Below are 19,663 nucleotides of genomic sequence, written 5' to 3'. Positions count from 1 at the left end.
GGTCGCAGCGGGCCGACAGTACGCCCGCCTCACATGTACATCCGGCACCTGCCGAATTAGTGGAAGGATCGCCCATCATGGCGAAGCTCTCTCAGGAAGACCTGCTCGCGCAGTTCGAGGAGATGACCCTCATCGAGCTCTCCGAGTTCGTGAAGGCGTTCGAGGAGAAGTTCGACGTCACCGCCGCCGCGGCCGTCGCCGTTGCCGCCCCGGGCGCCCCGGGTGCCCCGGCCGAGGCCGCTGAGGAGAAGGACGAGTTCGACGTCATCCTCACCGGCGCCGGCGACAAGAAGATCCAGGTCATCAAGGTCGTGCGTGAGCTGACCTCCCTGGGTCTGAAGGAGGCCAAGGACCTCGTCGACGGCACCCCGAAGCCGGTCCTCGAGAAGGTCAACAAGGAAGCCGCTGACAAGGCCAAGGACGCCCTTGAGGGCGCCGGCGCCTCCGTCGAGGTCAAGTAAGACCTCGTCGCGCCAAGCGACTCCTCGTGAGCGTGTAACGCTCGCAGCGTGAAGGGCGATCACCCAACTGGGTGGTCGCCCTTCGGCGTACCCCGGACGGGCGTGGCGGCGTTGGTCCGGGCCGACGGAAGCGGAGTATGGTGATCTTCGCCGTGCGCCCCGCACACCGGGGGGCCTTGACGAACCGCACGCAGCGCGCAATTCTCAGGACGCGTCGTCACAACGATCCGTTTCCGAGGCATGGATCGACGGCCGAACGGGCAGTATCGAGGTGCGCCGCATGGCGCGAGGTACCGCGGAGATGAGAACAACGAGGGTCGCGAAGAACCGCCCTGGACATCAGTGGGCCAAGTGGCTACACTGACCCTTTGCGCTGCCTGTTAGCTGCCCCCTGCCCGTCACCAGGGGCATACCCTCGCATCCGCTTCGACGGCCGACCTCTCTGACCTGGTCTTTTGGTCATTTCGGGAAGGCAAGCCGGCGAAGCAGCTGGGGACCGGTACGCGCGTAGTGAGTCCGAGCCCTCGGAAGGACCCCCTCTTGGCCGCCTCGCGCAACGCCTCGACCAATACGAACAACGGCGCCAGCACCGCCCCGCTGCGCATCTCCTTTGCAAAGATCAAGGAGCCCCTCGAGGTTCCGAACCTCCTCGCGCTGCAGACCGAGAGCTTTGACTGGCTGCTCGGAAACGCCGCCTGGAAGGCTCGCGTCGAGGCTGCCCTTGAGTCGGGACAGGACGTCCCCACGAAGTCCGGCCTGGAGGAGATCTTCGAGGAGATCTCGCCGATCGAGGACTTCTCCGGGTCGATGTCGCTGACCTTCCGCGACCACCGCTTCGAGCCGCCGAAGAACTCGATCGACGAGTGCAAGGACCGTGACTTCACGTACGGCGCCCCGCTGTTCGTCACGGCCGAGTTCACCAACAACGAGACCGGCGAGATCAAGTCCCAGACGGTCTTCATGGGCGACTTCCCGCTCATGACCAACAAGGGCACCTTCGTCATCAACGGCACCGAGCGTGTCGTGGTGTCGCAGCTGGTCCGTTCGCCGGGTGTCTACTTCGACTCCTCCATCGACAAGACGTCCGACAAGGACATCTTCTCCGCCAAGATCATCCCGTCCCGGGGTGCCTGGCTGGAGATGGAGATCGACAAGCGCGACCTGGTCGGTGTCCGCATCGACCGCAAGCGCAAGCAGTCCGTCACCGTTCTGCTGAAGGCTCTGGGCTGGACCACCGAGCAGATCCTGCAGGAGTTCGGCGAGTACGAGTCCATGCGCGCCACCCTGGAGAAGGACCACACCCAGGGCCAGGACGACGCGCTCCTCGACATCTACCGCAAGCTGCGTCCGGGCGAGCCGCCGACGCGCGAGGCCGCTCAGACGCTGCTCGAGAACCTCTACTTCAACCCGAAGCGCTACGACCTCGCGAAGGTCGGCCGCTACAAGGTGAACAAGAAGCTCGGCGCCGACGAGCCGCTGGACGCCGGTGTCCTCACCACCGACGACATCATCGCCACGATCAAGTACCTGGTGAAGCTCCACGCGGGCGAGACCGAGACGGTCGGCGAGAACGGTCAGCAGATCGTCGTCGAGACCGACGACATCGACCACTTCGGCAACCGTCGTCTGCGCAACGTCGGCGAGCTCATCCAGAACCAGGTCCGCACGGGTCTGGCCCGGATGGAGCGCGTCGTGCGCGAGCGCATGACCACCCAGGACGTCGAGGCGATCACGCCCCAGACCCTGATCAACATCCGGCCGGTCGTCGCCTCCATCAAGGAGTTCTTCGGCACCAGCCAGCTGTCCCAGTTCATGGACCAGAACAACCCGCTGTCGGGTCTGACGCACAAGCGTCGTCTCTCGGCGCTGGGTCCCGGTGGTCTGTCCCGTGAGCGGGCCGGCTTCGAGGTCCGAGACGTGCACCCGTCCCACTACGGACGCATGTGCCCGATCGAGACCCCCGAAGGCCCGAACATCGGTCTGATCGGTTCGCTCGCCTCGTACGGCCGCGTCAACGCGTTCGGCTTCATCGAGACGCCGTACCGCAAGGTCGTCGACGGCATGGTCACCGACGAGGTCGACTACGTCACCGCCGACGAGGAGGACCGCTTCGTCATCGCGCAGGCCAACGCCGCGCTCGACGACGACCTCCGCTTCACCGAGAACCGCGTCCTGGTCCGCAAGCGCGGCGGCGAGGTCGACTACGTCGAGCCGTCGGAAGTCGACTACATGGACGTCTCGCCGCGCCAGATGGTGTCGGTCGCGACCGCCATGATCCCCTTCCTGGAGCACGACGACGCCAACCGTGCCCTCATGGGCGCGAACATGATGAGGCAGGCCGTCCCGCTCATCAAGTCGGAGGCCCCGCTCGTCGGCACCGGCATGGAGTACCGCTGCGCCACCGACGCCGGCGACGTGCTCAAGGCCGAGAAGGACGGTGTGATCCAGGAGCTCTCCGCGGACTACATCACCGTCGCCAACGACGACGGCACGTACACCACGTACCGCCTGCACAAGTTCTCCCGCTCGAACCAGGGCACCTCGGTCAACCAGAAGGTCGTCGTCTCCGAGGGCGACCGGGTCATCGAGGGCCAGGTCCTCGCCGACGGCCCCGCCACCGAGAACGGTGAGATGGCGCTCGGCAAGAACCTGCTGGTCGCGTTCATGCCGTGGGAGGGTCACAACTACGAGGACGCGATCATCCTGTCGCAGCGCCTCGTCCAGGACGACGTCCTCTCCTCGATCCACATCGAGGAGCACGAGGTCGACGCCCGTGACACCAAGCTCGGCCCCGAGGAGATCACCCGGGACATCCCGAACGTCTCCGAGGAGGTCCTCGCCGACCTCGACGAGCGCGGCATCATCCGCATCGGTGCCGAGGTCGTCGCCGGCGACATCCTGGTCGGCAAGGTCACCCCGAAGGGTGAGACCGAGCTGACCCCGGAGGAGCGCCTGCTCCGCGCGATCTTCGGTGAGAAGGCCCGTGAGGTCCGTGACACCTCGCTGAAGGTCCCGCACGGCGAGACCGGCAAGGTCATCGGCGTCCGCGTCTTCGACCGCGAGGAGGGCGACGAGCTTCCCCCGGGCGTGAACCAGCTGGTCCGCGTCTACGTCGCCCAGAAGCGCAAGATCACCGACGGTGACAAGCTCGCCGGCCGTCACGGCAACAAGGGTGTCATCTCCAAGATCCTTCCGATCGAGGACATGCCCTTCCTCGAGGACGGCACCCCGGTCGACATCATCCTCAACCCGCTGGGTGTCCCGTCCCGAATGAACCCGGGACAGGTCCTGGAGATCCACCTCGGCTGGCTCGCCAGCCGCGGCTGGGACGTCTCCGGCCTCGCGGACGAGTGGGCGCAGCGTCTCCAGGCCATCGGCGCCGACAAGGTCGCCCCCGGCACCAACGTCGCCACCCCGGTCTTCGACGGTGCGCGTGAGGACGAGCTCGCGGGTCTGCTCCAGCACACCATCCCGAACCGCGACGGCGAGCGCATGGTGCTCCCGACCGGCAAGGCGCGCCTGTTCGACGGCCGCTCCGGTGAGCCGTTCCCGGACCCGATCTCGGTCGGGTACATGTACATCCTCAAGCTCCACCACCTGGTCGACGACAAGCTGCACGCCCGGTCGACCGGTCCGTACTCGATGATCACCCAGCAGCCGCTGGGTGGTAAGGCCCAGTTCGGTGGTCAGCGCTTCGGTGAGATGGAGGTGTGGGCGCTGGAGGCATACGGCGCCGCGTACGCCCTCCAGGAGCTGCTGACGATCAAGTCCGACGACGTCACCGGCCGCGTGAAGGTCTACGAGGCCATCGTCAAGGGCGAGAACATCCCTGAGCCCGGCATCCCCGAGTCCTTCAAGGTGCTCATCAAGGAGATGCAGTCCCTGTGCCTCAACGTGGAGGTGCTGTCCTCGGACGGCATGTCCATCGAGATGCGCGACACCGACGAGGACGTCTTCCGCGCAGCGGAGGAGCTCGGTATCGACCTGTCCCGGCGCGAGCCGAGCAGCGTCGAAGAGGTCTGACGGGAGTCCGGTACGGGGACTCGGTGAGCTTCACTGAGTCCCCGGCCGGCCCCAGGACCCCCGTTTCAGACCCCAAGTCTTACAACCCTGAGAGGGATTGACGCATAGTGCTCGACGTCAACTTCTTCGACGAGCTCCGGATCGGTCTGGCCACCGCTGATGACATCCGTCAGTGGAGCCACGGCGAGGTCAAGAAGCCGGAGACCATCAACTACCGCACCCTGAAGCCCGAGAAGGACGGACTCTTCTGCGAGAAGATCTTCGGTCCGACCCGGGACTGGGAGTGCTACTGCGGCAAGTACAAGCGTGTCCGCTTCAAGGGCATCATCTGTGAGCGGTGTGGCGTCGAGGTCACCCGCGCGAAGGTGCGCCGTGAGCGGATGGGCCACATCGAGCTCGCCGCTCCCGTCACCCACATCTGGTACTTCAAGGGCGTTCCGTCGCGTCTGGGCTACCTGCTCGACCTCGCCCCGAAGGACCTGGAGAAGGTCATCTACTTCGCGGCGTACATGATCACGTACGTCGACGACGAGCGCCGTACGCGTGACCTGCCGTCGCTGGAGGCCCACGTCTCCGTCGAGCGCCAGCAGATCGAGAACCGCCGCGACGCCGACCTCGAGGCCCGCGCCAAGAAGCTCGAGACCGACCTGGCCGAGCTGGAGGCCGAGGGCGCCAAGGCCGACGTGCGCCGCAAGGTGCGCGAGGGCGCCGAGCGTGAGATGAAGCAGCTGCGCGACCGTGCGCAGCGCGAGATCGACCGCCTCGACGAGGTCTGGAGCCGCTTCAAGAACCTCAAGGTCCAGGACCTGGAGGGCGACGAGCTCCTCTACCGCGAGCTGCGTGACCGCTTCGGCACGTACTTCGACGGCTCGATGGGTGCCGCGGCGCTGCAGAAGCGCCTGGAGTCCTTCGACCTGGAGGAGGAGGCGGAGAAGCTCCGCGAGATCATCCGTACCGGCAAGGGCCAGAAGAAGACCCGTGCGCTCAAGCGCCTCAAGGTCGTCTCCGCGTTCCTGCAGACCGCGAACAGCCCCAAGGGCATGGTTCTCGACTGCGTGCCGGTGATCCCGCCGGACCTGCGTCCGATGGTGCAGCTGGACGGTGGCCGCTTCGCGACCTCCGACCTGAACGACCTGTACCGCCGTGTGATCAACCGCAACAACCGTCTGAAGCGTCTGCTCGACCTCGGTGCCCCCGAGATCATCGTGAACAACGAGAAGCGGATGCTCCAGGAGGCGGTCGACGCCCTCTTCGACAACGGCCGCCGCGGCCGCCCGGTCACGGGCCCCGGCAACCGTCCGCTGAAGTCCCTCAGCGACATGCTGAAGGGTAAGCAGGGTCGATTCCGTCAGAACCTGCTCGGTAAGCGTGTGGACTACTCCGCGCGTTCCGTCATCGTCGTCGGCCCGCAGCTCAAGCTGCACCAGTGCGGTCTGCCGAAGGCCATGGCTCTCGAGCTGTTCAAGCCGTTCGTGATGAAGCGCCTGGTCGACCTGAACCACGCGCAGAACATCAAGTCGGCCAAGCGCATGGTCGAGCGCGGCCGCACGGTCGTGTACGACGTCCTCGAAGAGGTCATCGCCGAGCACCCGGTTCTGCTGAACCGTGCGCCCACGCTGCACCGCCTCGGCATCCAGGCCTTCGAGCCGCAGCTGGTCGAGGGCAAGGCCATCCAGATCCACCCGCTCGTCTGCACCGCGTTCAACGCGGACTTCGACGGTGACCAGATGGCCGTCCACCTGCCGCTCTCCGCGGAGGCGCAGGCCGAGGCCCGCATCCTGATGCTGTCCTCGAACAACATCCTCAAGCCCGCCGACGGCCGTCCGGTGACGATGCCGACCCAGGACATGGTCCTCGGTCTGTTCTTCCTCACCACCGACGGCGAGCTGCGGGACGTCAAGGGCGAGGGCCGCGCGTTCGGCTCCACGGCCGAGGCGATCATGGCGTTCGACGCCGGCGAGCTGTCGCTGCAGTCGCCGATCGACATCCGCTTCCCGATCGGCACCGTTCCGCCGCGCGGCTGGGTTCCCCCGGTCGCGGAGGAGGGCGAGCCGCAGTGGCAGCAGGGTGACTCGTTCCGTCTGCGGACGACCCTGGGCCGTGCGCTCTTCAACGAGCTGCTGCCCGAGGACTACCCGTTCGTCGACTACTCCGTCGGCAAGAAGCAGCTCTCCGAGATCGTCAACGACCTCGCCGAGCGCTACCCCAAGGTCATCGTGGCGGCGACGCTCGACAACCTGAAGGCGGCGGGCTTCTACTGGGCGACCCGTTCCGGTGTCACCGTGGCCATCTCCGACGTCGTCGTTCCCGAGGCGAAGAAGGAGATCGTCAAGGGTTACGAGGCGCAGGACGAGAAGGTCCAGAAGCAGTACGAGCGCGGTCTGATCACCAAGGAGGAGCGGACCCAGGAGCTCATCGCGATCTGGACCAAGGCGACCAACGAGGTCGCCGAGGCGATGAACGCGAACTTCCCCAAGACGAACCCCATCTTCATGATGGTTGACTCGGGTGCCCGAGGAAACATGATGCAGATGCGGCAGATCGCCGGTATGCGTGGTCTGGTGTCGAACGCGAAGAACGAGACCATCCCGCGTCCGATCAAGGCGTCCTTCCGTGAGGGCCTCTCCGTCCTCGAGTACTTCATCTCGACGCACGGTGCCCGTAAGGGTCTGGCCGACACCGCCCTGCGTACCGCCGACTCGGGTTACCTGACCCGTCGACTGGTGGACGTCTCGCAGGACGTGATCATCCGCGAGGAGGACTGCGGCACCGAGCGCGGTCTGAAGCTGCGGATCGCGGCCAAGGACGAGTCCGGTGTCCTGCGGAAGACGGACGACGTCGAGACCTCCGTGTACGCGCGGATGCTCGCCGAGGACGTCGTCGTGGACGGCAAGGTCATCGCGCCGGCCAACGTCGACCTGGGTGACGTGCTCATCGACGCCCTCGTCAACGCGGGCGTCGAGGAGGTCAAGACCCGCTCGGTCCTGACCTGTGAGTCCGCCGTCGGCACCTGCGCCTACTGCTACGGCCGCTCGCTGGCCACCGGCAAGCTGGTCGACATCGGTGAGGCGGTCGGCATCATCGCCGCCCAGTCCATCGGTGAGCCCGGTACCCAGCTGACGATGCGTACCTTCCACACCGGTGGTGTGGCCGGTGACGACATCACCCAGGGTCTGCCCCGTGTCGTCGAGCTCTTCGAGGCCCGGCAGCCGAAGGGTGTCGCCCCGATCTCGGAGGCGGCCGGCCGCGTCCGTATCGAGGAGACCGAGAAGACCAAGAAGATCGTCGTCACCCCGGACGACGGCAGCGACGAGACGGCCTACCCGATCTCGAAGCGTGCCCGTCTGCTCGTGGGCGAGGGCGACCACGTCGAGGTCGGCCAGAAGCTGACCGTGGGTGCCACCAACCCGCACGACGTGCTGCGGATCCTCGGCCAGCGCGCGGTCCAGGTCCACCTGGTCGGCGAGGTCCAGAAGGTCTACAACTCGCAGGGTGTGTCGATCCACGACAAGCACATCGAGATCATCATCCGGCAGATGCTGCGCCGGGTGACGATCATCGAGTCCGGCGACGCGGAGCTGCTGCCGGGCGAGCTGGTCGAGCGCTCGAAGTTCGAGCAGGAGAACCGTCGTGTGGTCACCGAGGGCGGTCACCCCGCCTCCGGCCGTCCGCAGCTGATGGGTATCACCAAGGCCTCGCTGGCGACGGAGTCCTGGCTGTCGGCCGCCTCCTTCCAGGAGACGACCCGAGTGCTGACGGACGCGGCGATCAACGCCAAGTCCGACAGCCTCATCGGCCTCAAGGAGAACGTCATCATCGGTAAGCTCATCCCGGCCGGTACGGGTCTGTCCCGCTACCGCAACATCCGGGTGGAGCCCACCGAGGAGGCCAAGGCCGCGATGTACTCGGCCGTCGGCTACGACGACATCGACTACTCGCCGTTCGGCTCGGGCTCCGGCCAGGCCGTTCCGCTGGAGGACTACGACTACGGTCCGTACAACCAGTAAGCGAGTCTGACCGAAGGGCGGCACCCCGTGACCGGGGTGCCGCCCTTCGGCGTTCTCGCGGGCCGGCCGGTCAGCGGCCGACGAGTTCCCAGGCCGTGAGCAGGGCGCCCATGGTGGCGGCCACCGCGAGGATGCTGGTCAGCGGCCACCGGGCGCGCTCCAGGTCGTCGAGGCGGGCCTCGTGGTCGGCGAGCTGCCGGTCCGTCTGGTCGCTGCGCTGCACGAGCAGGGCGAGCGAGCCGTCGACCCGGGCGAAGCCGGCCTCCAGGGTGCCGCGGAGCCGTTCCAGCTCCAGGGCGACGGCGACGGGATCGTTCGGGTCAGGCTCGGTCATCGGCACCGCCCTGGGTGGGGCGGAGCCAGGCCGGGAGCAGGTTCTGGACCAGGTCGAGGGCCATGACCCGGGTGAGTGCGCCGGCGACGGCCAGGGCTCCGGCGACCCAGGGGAGGGTCTCGGGGATGCCGGAGGCGTCGACGATCGCGGGCAGCACGACGGCGATGCCGACGGCGGTCTGGAGGACGGTACGGGCCGTGCGCTTGGCGGCATCGGTCATCGTGGGTCTCCTCGGGGTTGTGCGGGGGTGGTACGCGGGGGCTATGTCGTGTACGGGACCTTCAGGGCGTTCCAGGAGGCGGCGCCCGGGATGCCGTCGGCGTCGGAGCCGCGGAAGCCGAGCTTGCGCTGCCACCTGGCGTACGAGCGGCGGTCGGCCTCGCTCCACCGGGGGCCGGGGCCGACCGCGTACGCGGAACAGCCCTCGGCGACGAGGCGGCGGCCCATCGCCGTGATGACCGGGGAGCTCGTCTCCTCGCGGAAGAACGAGGTGCCCGGGAAGGGCTGGTAGCGGGGGCGGGGAGGGGTGGGCTTCGCCCCGGGGACGGCGGCCGGCGGGTTCTTCACCGGCGCCTTGGCGAGCCGCCGCTGCACCCGGTCGCGCATGCCGGGCATGCCGAAGCCCTTCGGGTCGGACTTCCAGTCCGACCACTCCAGGTGGCCGATGACGGACTTCGCGCCCCAGCCGTGGGCCCGGCACAGCGCGGCCGAGACCCGCTCGATGGCGTCGAGCTGGGCGGCCGGCCACGGGTCGGAGCCGTCGCCGAGGTTGACGCACTCGAAACCGTAGAAGCGGGAGTTCCCGTCGACGGCGTTCGCGCTGCCCTGGTGCTCGCGGGGGATGGGCGGGCGTTCGCCGTACGTCTCGCTGACCACGGCCTTCAGGACGGACGGGTCACCACCGCCGGCGTGGTTGGCCCGGCCGGAGCCGACCAGGTGGACGGTGCCGTCCTTGGCGATGACGCCGTGGCACAGCGGCCCGGGCAGGCCCTTGTAGCCGTGGAAGCACATCGCGACCGAGGAGGCCGTGCCGCTGGAGACGGTGTGGTGGATCATGACGCCGGCGACCGGGCCCCAGGCACCGGCCTGGTTGCGGTGGTGGGTGCGCCAGCCGGGGTGCTCGACGACGGTGACGCCTTCGGCGCGGAGCGCGGCGGCGAGCCGGTCCGCGGGCAGGGGAGTGGCCATCTGGTGTCCTCCGGACATGCGAAAGCCCCGGCCGTCGGGGCGCGGGGCGGGCGGAGAGGTGGGGCGGGGGCGCTCCGGCGCCGGGAGGCCGGGGCGGTGCGGGTCTGCGCGGGCCGGGGTCTACGGGGCCGGAGCGGGCTCGGGCTCCGGGGTGGGCGGCGGGGTGGCCGGGGCCCAGGCCGCGCACAGCTCCGCGTAGGCGGCCCGGCGGGCCTCGAAGTCGGCGAGCGCGGCGGCGACCGCGCTGCGTACCGCCTCCGGGTCGGGCACGGCCTGCCTGCCGGCCACCGGCTGGACCACGGCCGTGCCGTACCCGCGCAGCGCCGCGCCGCTGGGGCCGTTCTCGTTGACCTGGGCGCTGACGTACACCGCCGGGTACTCGCCCGTCACCGGGTCGATCTCCAGCGGGCCGCCGAACGTGTTGTCGTAGAGGCGGACGGCGACGGTGTGGCCGTTCTCGGTGACGGTGCCGCGGCCGGCGTAGTCGACGGCCAGGCCCCAGGGATGGTTCGGGTCGGGGATCATGCGGGGATCCTTCTCGGGGTCGTCGGGGGTGGGGGCGGGTCAGGACTGGCGGCCGTGCATCATGACGGGCTTCGCGTAGACGGTGCCGGAGGCACTGGTGACCTGGGCGTGGATCTCCACGTTCATGTCCTTGCCGAAGTCGGCCTGCATGTCGGTCGTGACCGCGCCGGTGTGGTCGAAGACCGATCCGGCGCTGACGGTCGGGCCGAACTGGACGCCGTTGACCATCACCCGGATCTGGCCCGCGACGCCCGCGGCCGAGATCCGGGTGTACATGCGCAGCCGCATCTTGGGCTGCCAGATCGGGTTCTGGGACTGGGCGATCGTGGTCCAGGCCGTGGCGCTGGTGGACGGCCAGTTCGCGGAGGCCATGTCCTGCGGGGGCAGCATCGCCAGCCAGGGCCGGGCGAGCCCGCCGGTCAGGATGTCGTCCGACAGGAGTTCGTGGCCGTAGGCGTCGTTCACCCGCAGCACCGGCTTCGTGGAGTCGGGGCCGCTGGTGTTGATCTGGACGAGGTTGACCGAGGTGGCGGGGTCGTTCGGGTCCGTCTGACGGCGCAGCGTCAGGGAGCCGTTGACGACCTCGGTCAGGGGCGGGCGGACGTTCACGGCCGTGGAGATGGCCTGGATCCGGCGCTCCATCTGGATCAGCCGGTCGATGATGTCCTCGGGCAGCAGCGCCATCAGCGTTCCTCCAGTGCGAGATCGGCGGTGTCGGGACGGCCGCGTTCGGCCGGCCGCACCTTGACGCCGACGATCCGGTAGCGGGCGTCGAGGCCCGTCGGATGCCATTCGTCGGTGATGCGGATACGGGCGGTGCGGCCCAGCAGCGCCGGCGGGACGATCCCGCCGAGCCGGATGCTGATCTCGGGGATCAGCACCGACCCGGCCGCCGCGTCCACCGCGGCCTGGGCCAGCGAGTCCAGCGTCGCCTTGTCGCTGATGTCGTTGTGGTCCGAGGACAGGTCGAGCTGGGGCCAGCGGTCGTCCAGCGGCTTCCTCGGCGTGGCGACGGACGACAGCGTGGGCCGCGAGGTGGTGGCCGCGTTGGTGTTGGTGGTGGCGCCCCGGGCCAGGGCGTGGGTGCCGCCTCGGGTGGCGTCGTCCGGGAGCGAGTACGACAGGATCGTGCCGGGCCGGTCGAAGACCATGTCCGTGCTGCCGGTGTGGAGCTTGGGCGAGCCGAGCCGGAGCTGGCGGACCCGCTTGCCGTCCTCCGGGTCCCGGAACACGAAGATCTGGTACTCGAACCCGTTCTCCTGGGCGCCGAGCTGGTCGAGCGCCTCCTGGTAGACGGTCTCGTCGCCGTGCAGCCAGGACGCGGTCCGCAGCACGCCGGACGTCGCCTCGGGGTCGCCGGTGTCGATGCCGCTGGAGCCGAGGCCCGCCGAGAGCGACGACCAGAGGGTGCGGGCGATGGTGAACTGGTCCGTGGGCTGCGTGTACTTGACGTCCGTACGGATGCGGCGGCGGGCCGCGTACGAGTCGAAGGTCGAGGCCTGGATGCCCAGCGTCAGCACGCCCCGGTCGCTGCCCTGAAGGGTGCTGGTCCAGACGATGCCGCCCCACCACAGGTCCCCGCCACGCTCCAGATAGACCGTGGTGCGGCCCGGCTTGATCTTGTGGGCCCGCTCGGCCATCGTGCGGTCGGGGATGGGGACCGTGCCGGACAGGGAGCCGGCCCGGCCGATGTAGTCCTCGAAGGAGACGTCCCGCAGCGGCAGGATGTCGAGGGTCGTGTCGGTGAACAGGTCGCAGAAGATGGCCCGGTAGGGCGTGTCGAGTGCCATGGTGGGGCCCCTTACAGAATGTAGGTGGCGGAGACGCGGAGGTGCCGGCCCGCCTGGATGGGGGCGTTCGGCGTCCAGGTCCGCAGCGTGAGCGTTCCGCCGGGGTAGAAGACCGCGCCACCGGAGGCGTAGCCGTCGGTGGCGGCCGCCTCGTACTCGAAGGGCGGACGCCAGCCCGTCGGGAGGGTGACGAGCGGCTCGTCGTTGATGTTGCCGATGTTGGTGGCGGTGATGTCGGCGCCGTTGCGGGTGACGAGCACCGTCACCGTGGCGATGCCCCGCGACCGGCGGGCCGCGAAGGACAGCAGCGTCCAGCCCGTCAGCGCCGTCGCCCCGGAGGTGATGAACTCCGTCTCCACCGGCGGCTGGTAGTTCACCCACGAGGTGCCGTTCCAGCGCTGGAGCGTGCCGTTGTTGTCGCGGAACTGGCCGGGGTAGCTGCCCGTGGAGAGCGCGCCGCTCGGCGCGATGCCGCCGATCTCCTTCGGGTACGCGACCCACGTGGTGCCGTTCCAGCGCTGGAGGTAGTGGGCGTTGTCGTTGTCCTGGTACTGGCCCGGGTAGGCGCCGGCCGCGCCCGCGTTGTTGTAGACGGGCAGGATGCCGCCGACCCCGACGACGGTGGTGCGCAGGTCGGTCAGGGCGCCGCCCGTCCAGTCGATGCCACCCGTGCCCGCCGAGGCCCCGGCCTTCACGTACACCGAGAACAGGGCGAGGGACGCCGGCGGCACCTGCGGGGCCTGGGGCTGCGCTTTCGGCTCACCCCTGACGACCTCCAGGACGGCCTCGTGCCGGGTCTGCTGGTCGAACTCGTCGTCGTAGACGCGCAGGATCACGAGGTCGATGCGCGGGTTGAGCGGATCGCCGTCCCCGAAGGTGACGGTGGTGTCCGCGTCCAGGGTGACGGGGTAGGCGCCCTGGCCGTTCGTCCCCTGGACGACGGCCCGCCCCGCGTACACGGTCGCGCTCATCGGGCCGTTGGAGCTCATCCAGAGGCCACCGACCCGGTACTTGCCGTCGACGGTGCCGGGCAGGATGCCCGACCGGGAGGCGAGGGGACCCGCCGGGGTGGCGGCGCCGTGGGCGGTGAGGCGGGTCGTGGCCCTCGTCTGCCCGGTCGGCGTGAGCCAACCGCTGCGCAGTGCCATGGTTCTCTCCTGTCGGTGGGGTCGGTCAGTACTGCGGGTGGACCATGATGAACGTGTTGTCGTAGTTCGCCCTGATCTGTGCGGTGTTGGTGCCGCACTTGAACATGCCGGTGAGGACGTACGGCAGGCCCGGCGTCAGGTTGTAGAACCGGGTCGTGGAGGACATCGACGCGGGCGTGGTGCCGGTGTAGAAGCAGGCCGTCTCGTCGCTCTCGGCGATCTTGGTGACGCCCGCCTGGGTGAGCCGCAGACCCATCACCACCGTGTGGGGCGTGGAGGACGAGGCCCACATACGGGCGCCGTAGTTGATCAGGATGGCGCCCGAGGGCGGCGCGATGAACTCGACGTCGAGCGGGGAGCCGCCCGTCTCCAGCAGCGTCGGCGTGTACGTCGTCGAGGTCGTGTACCCGTGGTCGTTCGAGCCGGTGAAGTACGGACCCGGGTAGGCCGGTCGCCAGACCGAACCGTCCCAGCGCTGGAGCACCCCGTTGTGGTCCCGGTACTGGCCGGTGTAGCTGGCCGGCGTGGTGCCCGACGCCGAGGACGGGATGATGCCGCCGAGCGCCGAGGGGTACGAGACCCACGCGCCGCCGTCCCAGCGCTGGAGCGCGCCGCCCGCGTCCTGGTACTGCCCCGGGTAGGCACCCGGCAGGACCGGGCCCTCGACCGGGATGATGCCGCCGAGGGAGACGACCGGGGTGCGCAGGTCCTTCAGCGCCCGGTCCCAGGGGATGCCGCCGGTGCCCGCGCTGGCGCCGGCCGGGACGGTCACCTCGTACAGGGGCAGGCAGCGCGCGGGGACGGGCGGCGGCTGCGGGTCCTGGCGGGCCTCGCCCTGGATGATCTCGATCTTCGCCGCGTTCTGCTCGACGGTGTCGTAGAGCCGGTCGTAGATCTTGAGGACGAGCAGGTCCTTGCGGCTGTACTGGGCGTGCCCGGGCGCGAAGGTGACCACCTCGGAGGCCGGCAGGGTCACCGGGTAGGCGCCCTGGGAGATGTCGCCCTGGATGACGGCCCGGCCCTCGGACACGGTCACGGACATGGCGGCGGAACCGAAGGTCCAGAAGCCGGCGAGCCGGTACCGGCCGTCGTACGAGCCGGGGAAGATTCCGGAGCGGACCTGGACGGGGTTGGCCGGCGTGGTCGCGCCGGTCTGGGTGAGGCGGGTGTCCTCGCGGGTCTGGCCGGTCTCGTCGACCCAGCTGCTGCGCAGGTTCATGGGAGTTCTCCGTTCGTCGGGAAGGGGAGGGACGGGAGGAAGGTCAGGACTTGATCCACTCGGCGGAGAGGTTGCAGGCGTAGCCGGAGCCGCCGAGGGTGCGGACCGCCGCGGTGTGCGTCTGGTAGCCGGACAGCGTGACCGTGTTGCCGGTGGTGAGCTTGATCAGGGCCTGGCCGCCGACGACCACCGCGCCGTTGCCGGCGGGGGTGAGCCAGGTGGCGCGCGGGACGCCGACGCCGTTGACCGCGATGCGGGCGCCGCGCATGCCGGTCTGCGCGTCGTTGGCCCACACGACGTGGCCGGAGACGCGCCACCAGCCGGTGCGCGGCACGGTGTACGTGGTCGAGCCGTTCCAGCCGGTGGCGTCGTCGACGTCGGCGCCCTGCAGGGTGAGGGTGGTCCACGCGTTGGCGGGGACGCTCTGCGCCACGGTCTGCGAGGCGCTGAACAGGATCGTCGCCTTGCCCTCGGCGTACTGCCAGGCCGTGCCGTCCCAGCGCTGGAGCACGCCCGCGTTGTCGCGGTACTGCCCGGCGTACGAGCCGGAGGCCAGCGCGCCGCTGGGGGCGATGCCGCCGATGGCCTTCGGGTACGAGACCCAGTTCCCGCCGTCCCAGCGCTGGAGCAGGCTCGCCGCGTCCCGGTACTGGCCGGTGTAGGCGCCCTTGTAGCCGCTGGTCGGCATGATGCCGCCGAGCGCGACGACCGGCCAGTGCAGGGTGGTGACGGCGCCGGTCTTCCACCCGATGCCGCCGGTGCCGGCCGAGGTGCCCTTGGGGACCCGGATCGTGTAGAGCGGCAGCGTGCTGCCGGCCGGGCTCTGCGGGACGGTCGGGGTGGCGTCGGGGGTGCCCTTGACCAGACGTATCACCGCCTCGGTCGTACCGGTGCGGTCGTAGAGGTCGTCGACGACCGCCAGCTCGATCAGGTCGATGCGGTCGTACTGCGGGTCGCCGTCCTCGATGGTGAAGGATTCCGGCGCGGTGACGGCGACGAGGTAGGCGCCCTGGGCGGTGTCCTTGCCCTGCACGACGGCGCGGCCGGTGCCGATGGTGCACTGCATGGGCGAGGGGTCGGTCAGGACGAAGCCGCCGGGCACGATGCCCGCGCGGGAGCGCAGCGGGGTCTCGTCCGGGCTCTGGCCGCTGGGGGTGAGGAGGGCGGCGAGGGTGAGGCGGGTGTCCTCGCGGGTCTGGCCGGTGGGCTGGAGCCAGGCGGCTCGTACGGTCATGGGATCACCTCTCCGAAACGGTTCGGGATGGTCGGTGGAAGCGAACGGCCCGGCGCCGCGGGGTGACTGACGTGCGGTCACCGGGCGGGCGCCGGGCCGGGGCACCGGGGCGGGGTGAGAGGGCGAGGGGTGCGGAGCGGCGTGCGGGCCGGGTCACCGGGGTGCGGGGTGCCGTTTCACCGGCGTACGCCAGGGGCGCGAGCCGTACGGGTCACCACTCGGCGCTGCGCCAGCGCACGGTCATCAGTGCCTGCTCCGTCCCGTCCTCGGGGCGGAAGGACAGGTCGGTGCGGCCCGGCTCCAGGACGAACAGCTCCTCCGGGGTGGAGTCGGCCATCGCCGTGTGCAGCCGGGACGCGGAGTTGTTCAGCATGACCGTGCCCGCGCGGGTGTCGACGGTGAGTTCGTCACCGGCGGCCAGGTCGATCGCGTACCGCAGCCGGCGCCGGCTCACCCGCTCGGTGACGGACGGCATGGAGCACGGGCCGTGGAAGACGATCACCGGGTGGGTCGGGGCCGAACCGGTGTTCTCGACCGCCGCGTCACCGGTGCTCTTGGCCTCGCCCCACTTCAGCGGCCAGGTCAGCGGCCAGACCAGGCCCGATTCCGGCTGCGGGGGAGTGGTGCTGGAGATCTGCTCGTTCACCGCGTACCGGCGCGGGTCGGAGGCCAGCCACTGCACCGACATGCGCGAACTGCCCTGGGTGGCGAAGCCCTGGTCGGCCGGGACCACGCGCTGGGCGATACGGGCACGGACGGTGAGCAGCTCGCCGTGGAGCCGGACGGTCAGCCAGCGCTCCTCGTCCAGCAGGGCGAGCGCCTGGCGCAGGGCGCGGACGGCCTCGGTCGTGCCGCCCTGCTCCGGCATGAGCACGATCGTGCCGCCGATCTTGCGCGGCTTGGCGAAGCGCGCGCCCGGCCAGGCGCCGTGCGAGGTCGGCCGGTCGGCGTCGGAGGAGTCGTACTCGGGCAGGTCCTCCCAGCCCGACAGGCCGGACTTGTCGACGGCGAAGGGAGTGCCGGGCCCGATGAGGAGCCCGGCCCACTGCACCTGCCCGTCCTGGGTGATGAGCGAGCCGGGCGCGAGGTCGGCGGTGTAGGAGTTTCCGGCGTACGGGGGAGTGGTCTCGGCCATGGGGCCGTCACCTCACTTCGGATGGGGTCAGCGGTGGGCGGGTCGTGCGCCCCGGGGGGTGCGGCGGCGGGTCGCTCAGGAGGCCCAGCGGAGGGCGGCGGCCCGCTCCCGGGTGTTCACCCGCTGGTGGGCGGTCATGAGGAACAGGAGGTCCTCGGCGGTCGCCCGCGGGCCGGCCCCCTCCACCTCGCGGAACTCCCGCACGCGGTGCGGTGGCGGCGGCGGCTCGGTGAGGGCCGGGACCCGCCGGTTCTCCAGCTGCGACAGGGAATCGATGCGGTAGTCGTCCGGGGAGCCGGGCGAGACGATGCCGCCCTCGGCCAGCATCGGCAGCTTGTCGAGTTCGACGCCGAACTTCTTGCCCGTGAGCGGGATTTCGAAGCTGAGCTCGTTGAGCCCGTCGATGATCCAGTTGGCGAAGGCGATCAGACCGTTGATCGGGCCCTTCACGACGCCCAGCACCGTGTTCATCGCGCCCTCGATGAGGTCACCGATCCCGGTCAGCGACTTGCTCACCGCGTCCTTGGCGGTGCGGAAGAACCCGGGGATCTTGTCGGTGATCCAGGAGACGACCGGCCTGACGGCGTTCTTGATGCCGCCGAACGCCCGGGACGCGATGCCGCGCAGCGCGTTCGAGGCGGACCGGACGGCGGAGCCGATCCGGGAGATCCCGCCGATGGCCGCGCCGACGACCCGGAGCGCCCCCGTGAAGACCGTCTGCACGGCCTTGAAGTACGTGCTCGCCGCCTTGCCGATGGCCTTGATGACCGGCTGCAGGAACTTCCAGACCGCCTGGAACCCCTTCAGCGCCTGCTGGAACACCTGCCGGATGATCCGCCGGCCCGTCTCGGAGTGGACGGCGAACTCGATCAGATACGCCGCGATGGGCACGATCAGGCCGACGAGGAAGCCGAGCGGGTTGGCCCGCATGGCGACGTTGACGCCTGTCATGGCGACCGAGGCGACGGTCATGACGGTGCCGAAGGTGCCCATCATCCGGCTGATGACGTCGGTGACGGGCAGCAGCGGCAGCAGGATCCCGGCGACGACCCCGGCCCCGGTCCCGATCTTGCGGGCCGCGGTCCTGGCCTTGCCGGCGGCGGTGCCGATCCGCTTGATCCCCGCGGGGGCGGTGGACCGGCGGATTTTGGTGACGGCGGTGGCGGCGCCGGAGGCGTTTTGGCCGAGGGTACGGAGGGTGGAGCCGGCGGTACGGGCGGCGGTGGCGAAGGTGCCGACACCGCCGGCGGCCCGCTGGGCGTCCTGGGTGAAGCGGCGCAGTGAGCCGCCCGCGTCGGTGAGCCCCCGTTTCAGGGAGTTCATCGTCGGGGCCACCCCCCGGAAGGGGTTCGGTATGCCGGGCCCCAGGGCTATGGCACTCATGCGCGTGCTCCACGCGCCTTCACGAGGTACATGAGCGCGGCGGCGGTGGTGTGCGGGTCGCTGTTGCGGGCCGCGTGGTAGTGCTCGATGTGCAGCCCGCCGCCCGCGCCGGCGACCGCCTGGCCCTGGGCCGCGCGGGCCCGGCGGGCGGTGAGGGCGAGCAGCCGGTCCAGCTTGGAGAGCGGGAGGACGGCCTCGGCCTCGCCGGCCTCGGCGAGGATCGCCGGGACACCGCCGGTGCGGGGCATGACGACACCACCGGTGGCGAGCATGGGGATGGTCGGCAGGTTGACGCCGAAGGTCTTGCCGCCGACGATCGGGACCCAGCCCGGGACGCTGACCTTGACGCGGTTGAGGGCGCCGATCATCCGGTTGATCAGGGAGATGACCGCGTTGATCGGCGTCTTCACGCCGCTCTTGATGCCGTCGAACGCCCGGGACGCGATGTCCTTGAGGCCGTTCCAGATGGACGACATCTTCTCTTTGACGGCGCTGAACGCCTTCGGGATCGCGCTCTTGATCCAGTTGACCACCGGAGTGATGACGCGCTTGATGCCGTTCCAGACGGTGCTGATGACGGTTTTGATCGCCTTCATGACCGTGGTGATGACCGTCTTCCAGACCTTCACATAGGTCTTGATGACGGTCGCCACGGCCTTGACGACGGTGGAGACGGCCTTCTTGATGCCGTTCCAGACCGTCTTGATCAGCGATCCGGCCTTCTTCATGATCGGGCCGACGGCCTTCATGACCGAGCTGATCACGCTCTTGATGGCGCTGAAGGCCTTCTTCAGGACCGTCTGCATCGTCTTCGAGCGAAGCGCCATGTCGACGATCGCCTCGATGAGCGGCATGAAGAGTTCGAGCAGGCGGACCAGGAAGTTGCCCTTCATGGACCTGTTGAGCTTGTCCTGGCCCTTGGCGGCCTTGCCGGCCCCGGACTCGTACCTGGCGAGCTTGCCGCCGGCCGTCTGAGCGGTGTTGCCGGCCTTCTTCATGGCGCGCTCGGCCTGGTCCGAGGCGGTCTTCAGGTTCTTGAGCTGGGTGCTGGACCCCTGGGCGCCGCTCTTGAGGTTCTTCAGCTGCCCGTTGGCCGCGCGCCCGGCGTCGCCGACCTTCTTGACGGACGTACCGGCTCCGGATGCCTGCGTCTTGAGGGTGCGCAGGGAATCGGACGCCTTCTTCATGGAACTGACGAGAGACATGTTCTACCTCC

The 19,663-nt window shown here is 69.5% G+C and carries 15 protein-coding genes; 3 read left to right on the top strand and 12 right to left on the bottom strand.

What is annotated here, in order from left to right:
* The first annotated feature begins 77 nt into the window (after nt 1-77).
* From rplL to ACFY60_RS10510, 3 genes are all read left to right on the top strand, one after another.
* Nucleotides 78-461 (top strand): 50S ribosomal protein L7/L12, encoded by a 384-nt coding sequence (rplL, locus tag ACFY60_RS10520; protein WP_309054879.1) that lies wholly within the window; start codon nt 78-80, stop codon nt 459-461.
* 540 nt (nt 462-1,001) lie between these two features.
* Nucleotides 1,002-4,484, top strand: a complete 3,483-nt coding sequence (rpoB, locus tag ACFY60_RS10515) for a DNA-directed RNA polymerase subunit beta (RefSeq protein ID WP_345278570.1) — start codon at nt 1,002-1,004, stop codon at nt 4,482-4,484.
* 107 nt (nt 4,485-4,591) lie between these two features.
* Nucleotides 4,592-8,491, top strand: coding sequence for a DNA-directed RNA polymerase subunit beta' (locus tag ACFY60_RS10510; protein ID WP_388610717.1), 3,900 nt, complete (start codon nt 4,592-4,594; stop codon nt 8,489-8,491).
* Between the two features lie 70 nt (nt 8,492-8,561).
* On the opposite strand, the gene ACFY60_RS10505 is transcribed toward ACFY60_RS10510, so the two are convergent.
* The 12 genes from ACFY60_RS10505 to ACFY60_RS10450 all read right to left on the bottom strand — a co-directional run bounded on the left by ACFY60_RS10505 (nt 8,562) and on the right by ACFY60_RS10450 (nt 19,652).
* The gene (locus ACFY60_RS10505; protein ID WP_388610719.1) at nt 8,562-8,825 is read right to left on the bottom strand and encodes a hypothetical protein; all 264 of its coding nucleotides are present in this window, start codon (nt 8,823-8,825) and stop codon (nt 8,562-8,564) included.
* Nucleotides 8,812-9,045 (bottom strand): hypothetical protein, encoded by a 234-nt coding sequence (locus tag ACFY60_RS10500; protein ID WP_345278569.1) that lies wholly within the window; start codon nt 9,043-9,045, stop codon nt 8,812-8,814. The genes ACFY60_RS10505 and ACFY60_RS10500 overlap by 14 nt, the downstream gene beginning before the upstream one ends.
* 41 nt (nt 9,046-9,086) lie before the next feature.
* On the bottom strand, nt 9,087-10,013 hold the full coding sequence (locus ACFY60_RS10495; protein ID WP_388610721.1) for a peptidoglycan-binding protein: 927 nt from the start codon (nt 10,011-10,013) through the stop codon (nt 9,087-9,089).
* Between the two features lie 120 nt (nt 10,014-10,133).
* Nucleotides 10,134-10,538, bottom strand: coding sequence for an ATP-binding protein (locus tag ACFY60_RS10490; RefSeq protein ID WP_388610722.1), 405 nt, complete (start codon nt 10,536-10,538; stop codon nt 10,134-10,136).
* 39 nt (nt 10,539-10,577) lie between these two features.
* Nucleotides 10,578-11,222, bottom strand: a complete 645-nt coding sequence (locus ACFY60_RS10485; RefSeq protein WP_388610724.1) for a hypothetical protein — start codon at nt 11,220-11,222, stop codon at nt 10,578-10,580.
* The gene (locus ACFY60_RS10480; RefSeq protein ID WP_388610726.1) at nt 11,222-12,328 is read right to left on the bottom strand and encodes a hypothetical protein; all 1,107 of its coding nucleotides are present in this window, start codon (nt 12,326-12,328) and stop codon (nt 11,222-11,224) included. Before ACFY60_RS10480 ends, ACFY60_RS10485 begins: the two co-directional genes overlap by 1 nt.
* 11 nt (nt 12,329-12,339) lie before the next feature.
* Nucleotides 12,340-13,476: a hypothetical protein gene (locus tag ACFY60_RS10475; RefSeq protein WP_388610727.1), complete on the bottom strand. Its 1,137-nt coding sequence runs from the start codon at nt 13,474-13,476 to the stop codon at nt 12,340-12,342.
* 25 nt (nt 13,477-13,501) lie between these two features.
* Nucleotides 13,502-14,695: a hypothetical protein gene (locus ACFY60_RS10470; protein WP_388610729.1), complete on the bottom strand. Its 1,194-nt coding sequence runs from the start codon at nt 14,693-14,695 to the stop codon at nt 13,502-13,504.
* A 43-nt stretch (nt 14,696-14,738) separates the two neighbouring features.
* A complete protein-coding gene (locus ACFY60_RS10465) occupies nt 14,739-15,929 on the bottom strand; it encodes a hypothetical protein (protein WP_388610731.1) in 1,191 nt (396 codons plus the stop codon).
* Between the two features lie 211 nt (nt 15,930-16,140).
* Nucleotides 16,141-17,064 carry a phage distal tail protein gene (locus ACFY60_RS10460; RefSeq protein ID WP_388610733.1) on the bottom strand — a complete coding sequence of 308 codons (924 nt, stop codon included), beginning with the start codon at nt 17,062-17,064 and terminating at the stop codon, nt 16,141-16,143.
* Between the two features lie 75 nt (nt 17,065-17,139).
* Complete coding sequence (locus tag ACFY60_RS10455; RefSeq protein ID WP_388610735.1) at nt 17,140-18,447, bottom strand: tape-measure protein; 1,308 nt, start codon at nt 18,445-18,447, stop codon at nt 17,140-17,142.
* Entirely contained in the window at nt 18,444-19,652 is a 1,209-nt protein-coding gene (locus tag ACFY60_RS10450) for a phage tail protein (protein ID WP_388610737.1), read from the bottom strand. The genes ACFY60_RS10455 and ACFY60_RS10450 overlap by 4 nt, the downstream gene beginning before the upstream one ends.
* Nucleotides 19,653-19,663: the final 11 nt, after the last annotated feature.

Origin of the sequence: Streptomyces sp. NPDC012827 (assembly GCF_042900905.1) — a bacterium.
In the GTDB taxonomy this organism is placed as follows: domain Bacteria; phylum Actinomycetota; class Actinomycetes; order Streptomycetales; family Streptomycetaceae; genus Streptomyces; species Streptomyces gulbargensis.
The sequence above is the reverse complement of the archived record's forward strand: the minus strand, read 5'-3'. Positions and strand labels throughout refer to the sequence as shown.

Coding starts and splice junctions, on each gene's coding strand:
- ACFY60_RS10465 (WP_388610731.1), bottom strand. CDS start 15,929: ATGACCGTACGAGCCGCCTGGCTCCAGCCCACCGGCCAGACCCGCGAG.
- ACFY60_RS10480 (WP_388610726.1), bottom strand. CDS start 12,328: ATGGCACTCGACACGCCCTACCGGGCCATCTTCTGCGACCTGTTCACC.
- ACFY60_RS10460 (WP_388610733.1), bottom strand. CDS start 17,064: ATGGCCGAGACCACTCCCCCGTACGCCGGAAACTCCTACACCGCCGAC.
- ACFY60_RS10455 (WP_388610735.1), bottom strand. CDS start 18,447: ATGAGTGCCATAGCCCTGGGGCCCGGCATACCGAACCCCTTCCGGGGG.
- ACFY60_RS10495 (WP_388610721.1), bottom strand. CDS start 10,013: ATGGCCACTCCCCTGCCCGCGGACCGGCTCGCCGCCGCGCTCCGCGCC.
- ACFY60_RS10475 (WP_388610727.1), bottom strand. CDS start 13,476: ATGGCACTGCGCAGCGGTTGGCTCACGCCGACCGGGCAGACGAGGGCC.
- ACFY60_RS10505 (WP_388610719.1), bottom strand. CDS start 8,825: ATGACCGAGCCTGACCCGAACGATCCCGTCGCCGTCGCCCTGGAGCTG.
- ACFY60_RS10490 (WP_388610722.1), bottom strand. CDS start 10,538: ATGATCCCCGACCCGAACCATCCCTGGGGCCTGGCCGTCGACTACGCC.
- ACFY60_RS10500 (WP_345278569.1), bottom strand. CDS start 9,045: ATGACCGATGCCGCCAAGCGCACGGCCCGTACCGTCCTCCAGACCGCC.
- ACFY60_RS10485 (WP_388610724.1), bottom strand. CDS start 11,222: ATGGCGCTGCTGCCCGAGGACATCATCGACCGGCTGATCCAGATGGAG.
- ACFY60_RS10470 (WP_388610729.1), bottom strand. CDS start 14,695: ATGAACCTGCGCAGCAGCTGGGTCGACGAGACCGGCCAGACCCGCGAG.
- rplL (WP_309054879.1), top strand. CDS start 78: ATGGCGAAGCTCTCTCAGGAAGACCTGCTCGCGCAGTTCGAGGAGATG.
- ACFY60_RS10450 (WP_388610737.1), bottom strand. CDS start 19,652: ATGTCTCTCGTCAGTTCCATGAAGAAGGCGTCCGATTCCCTGCGCACC.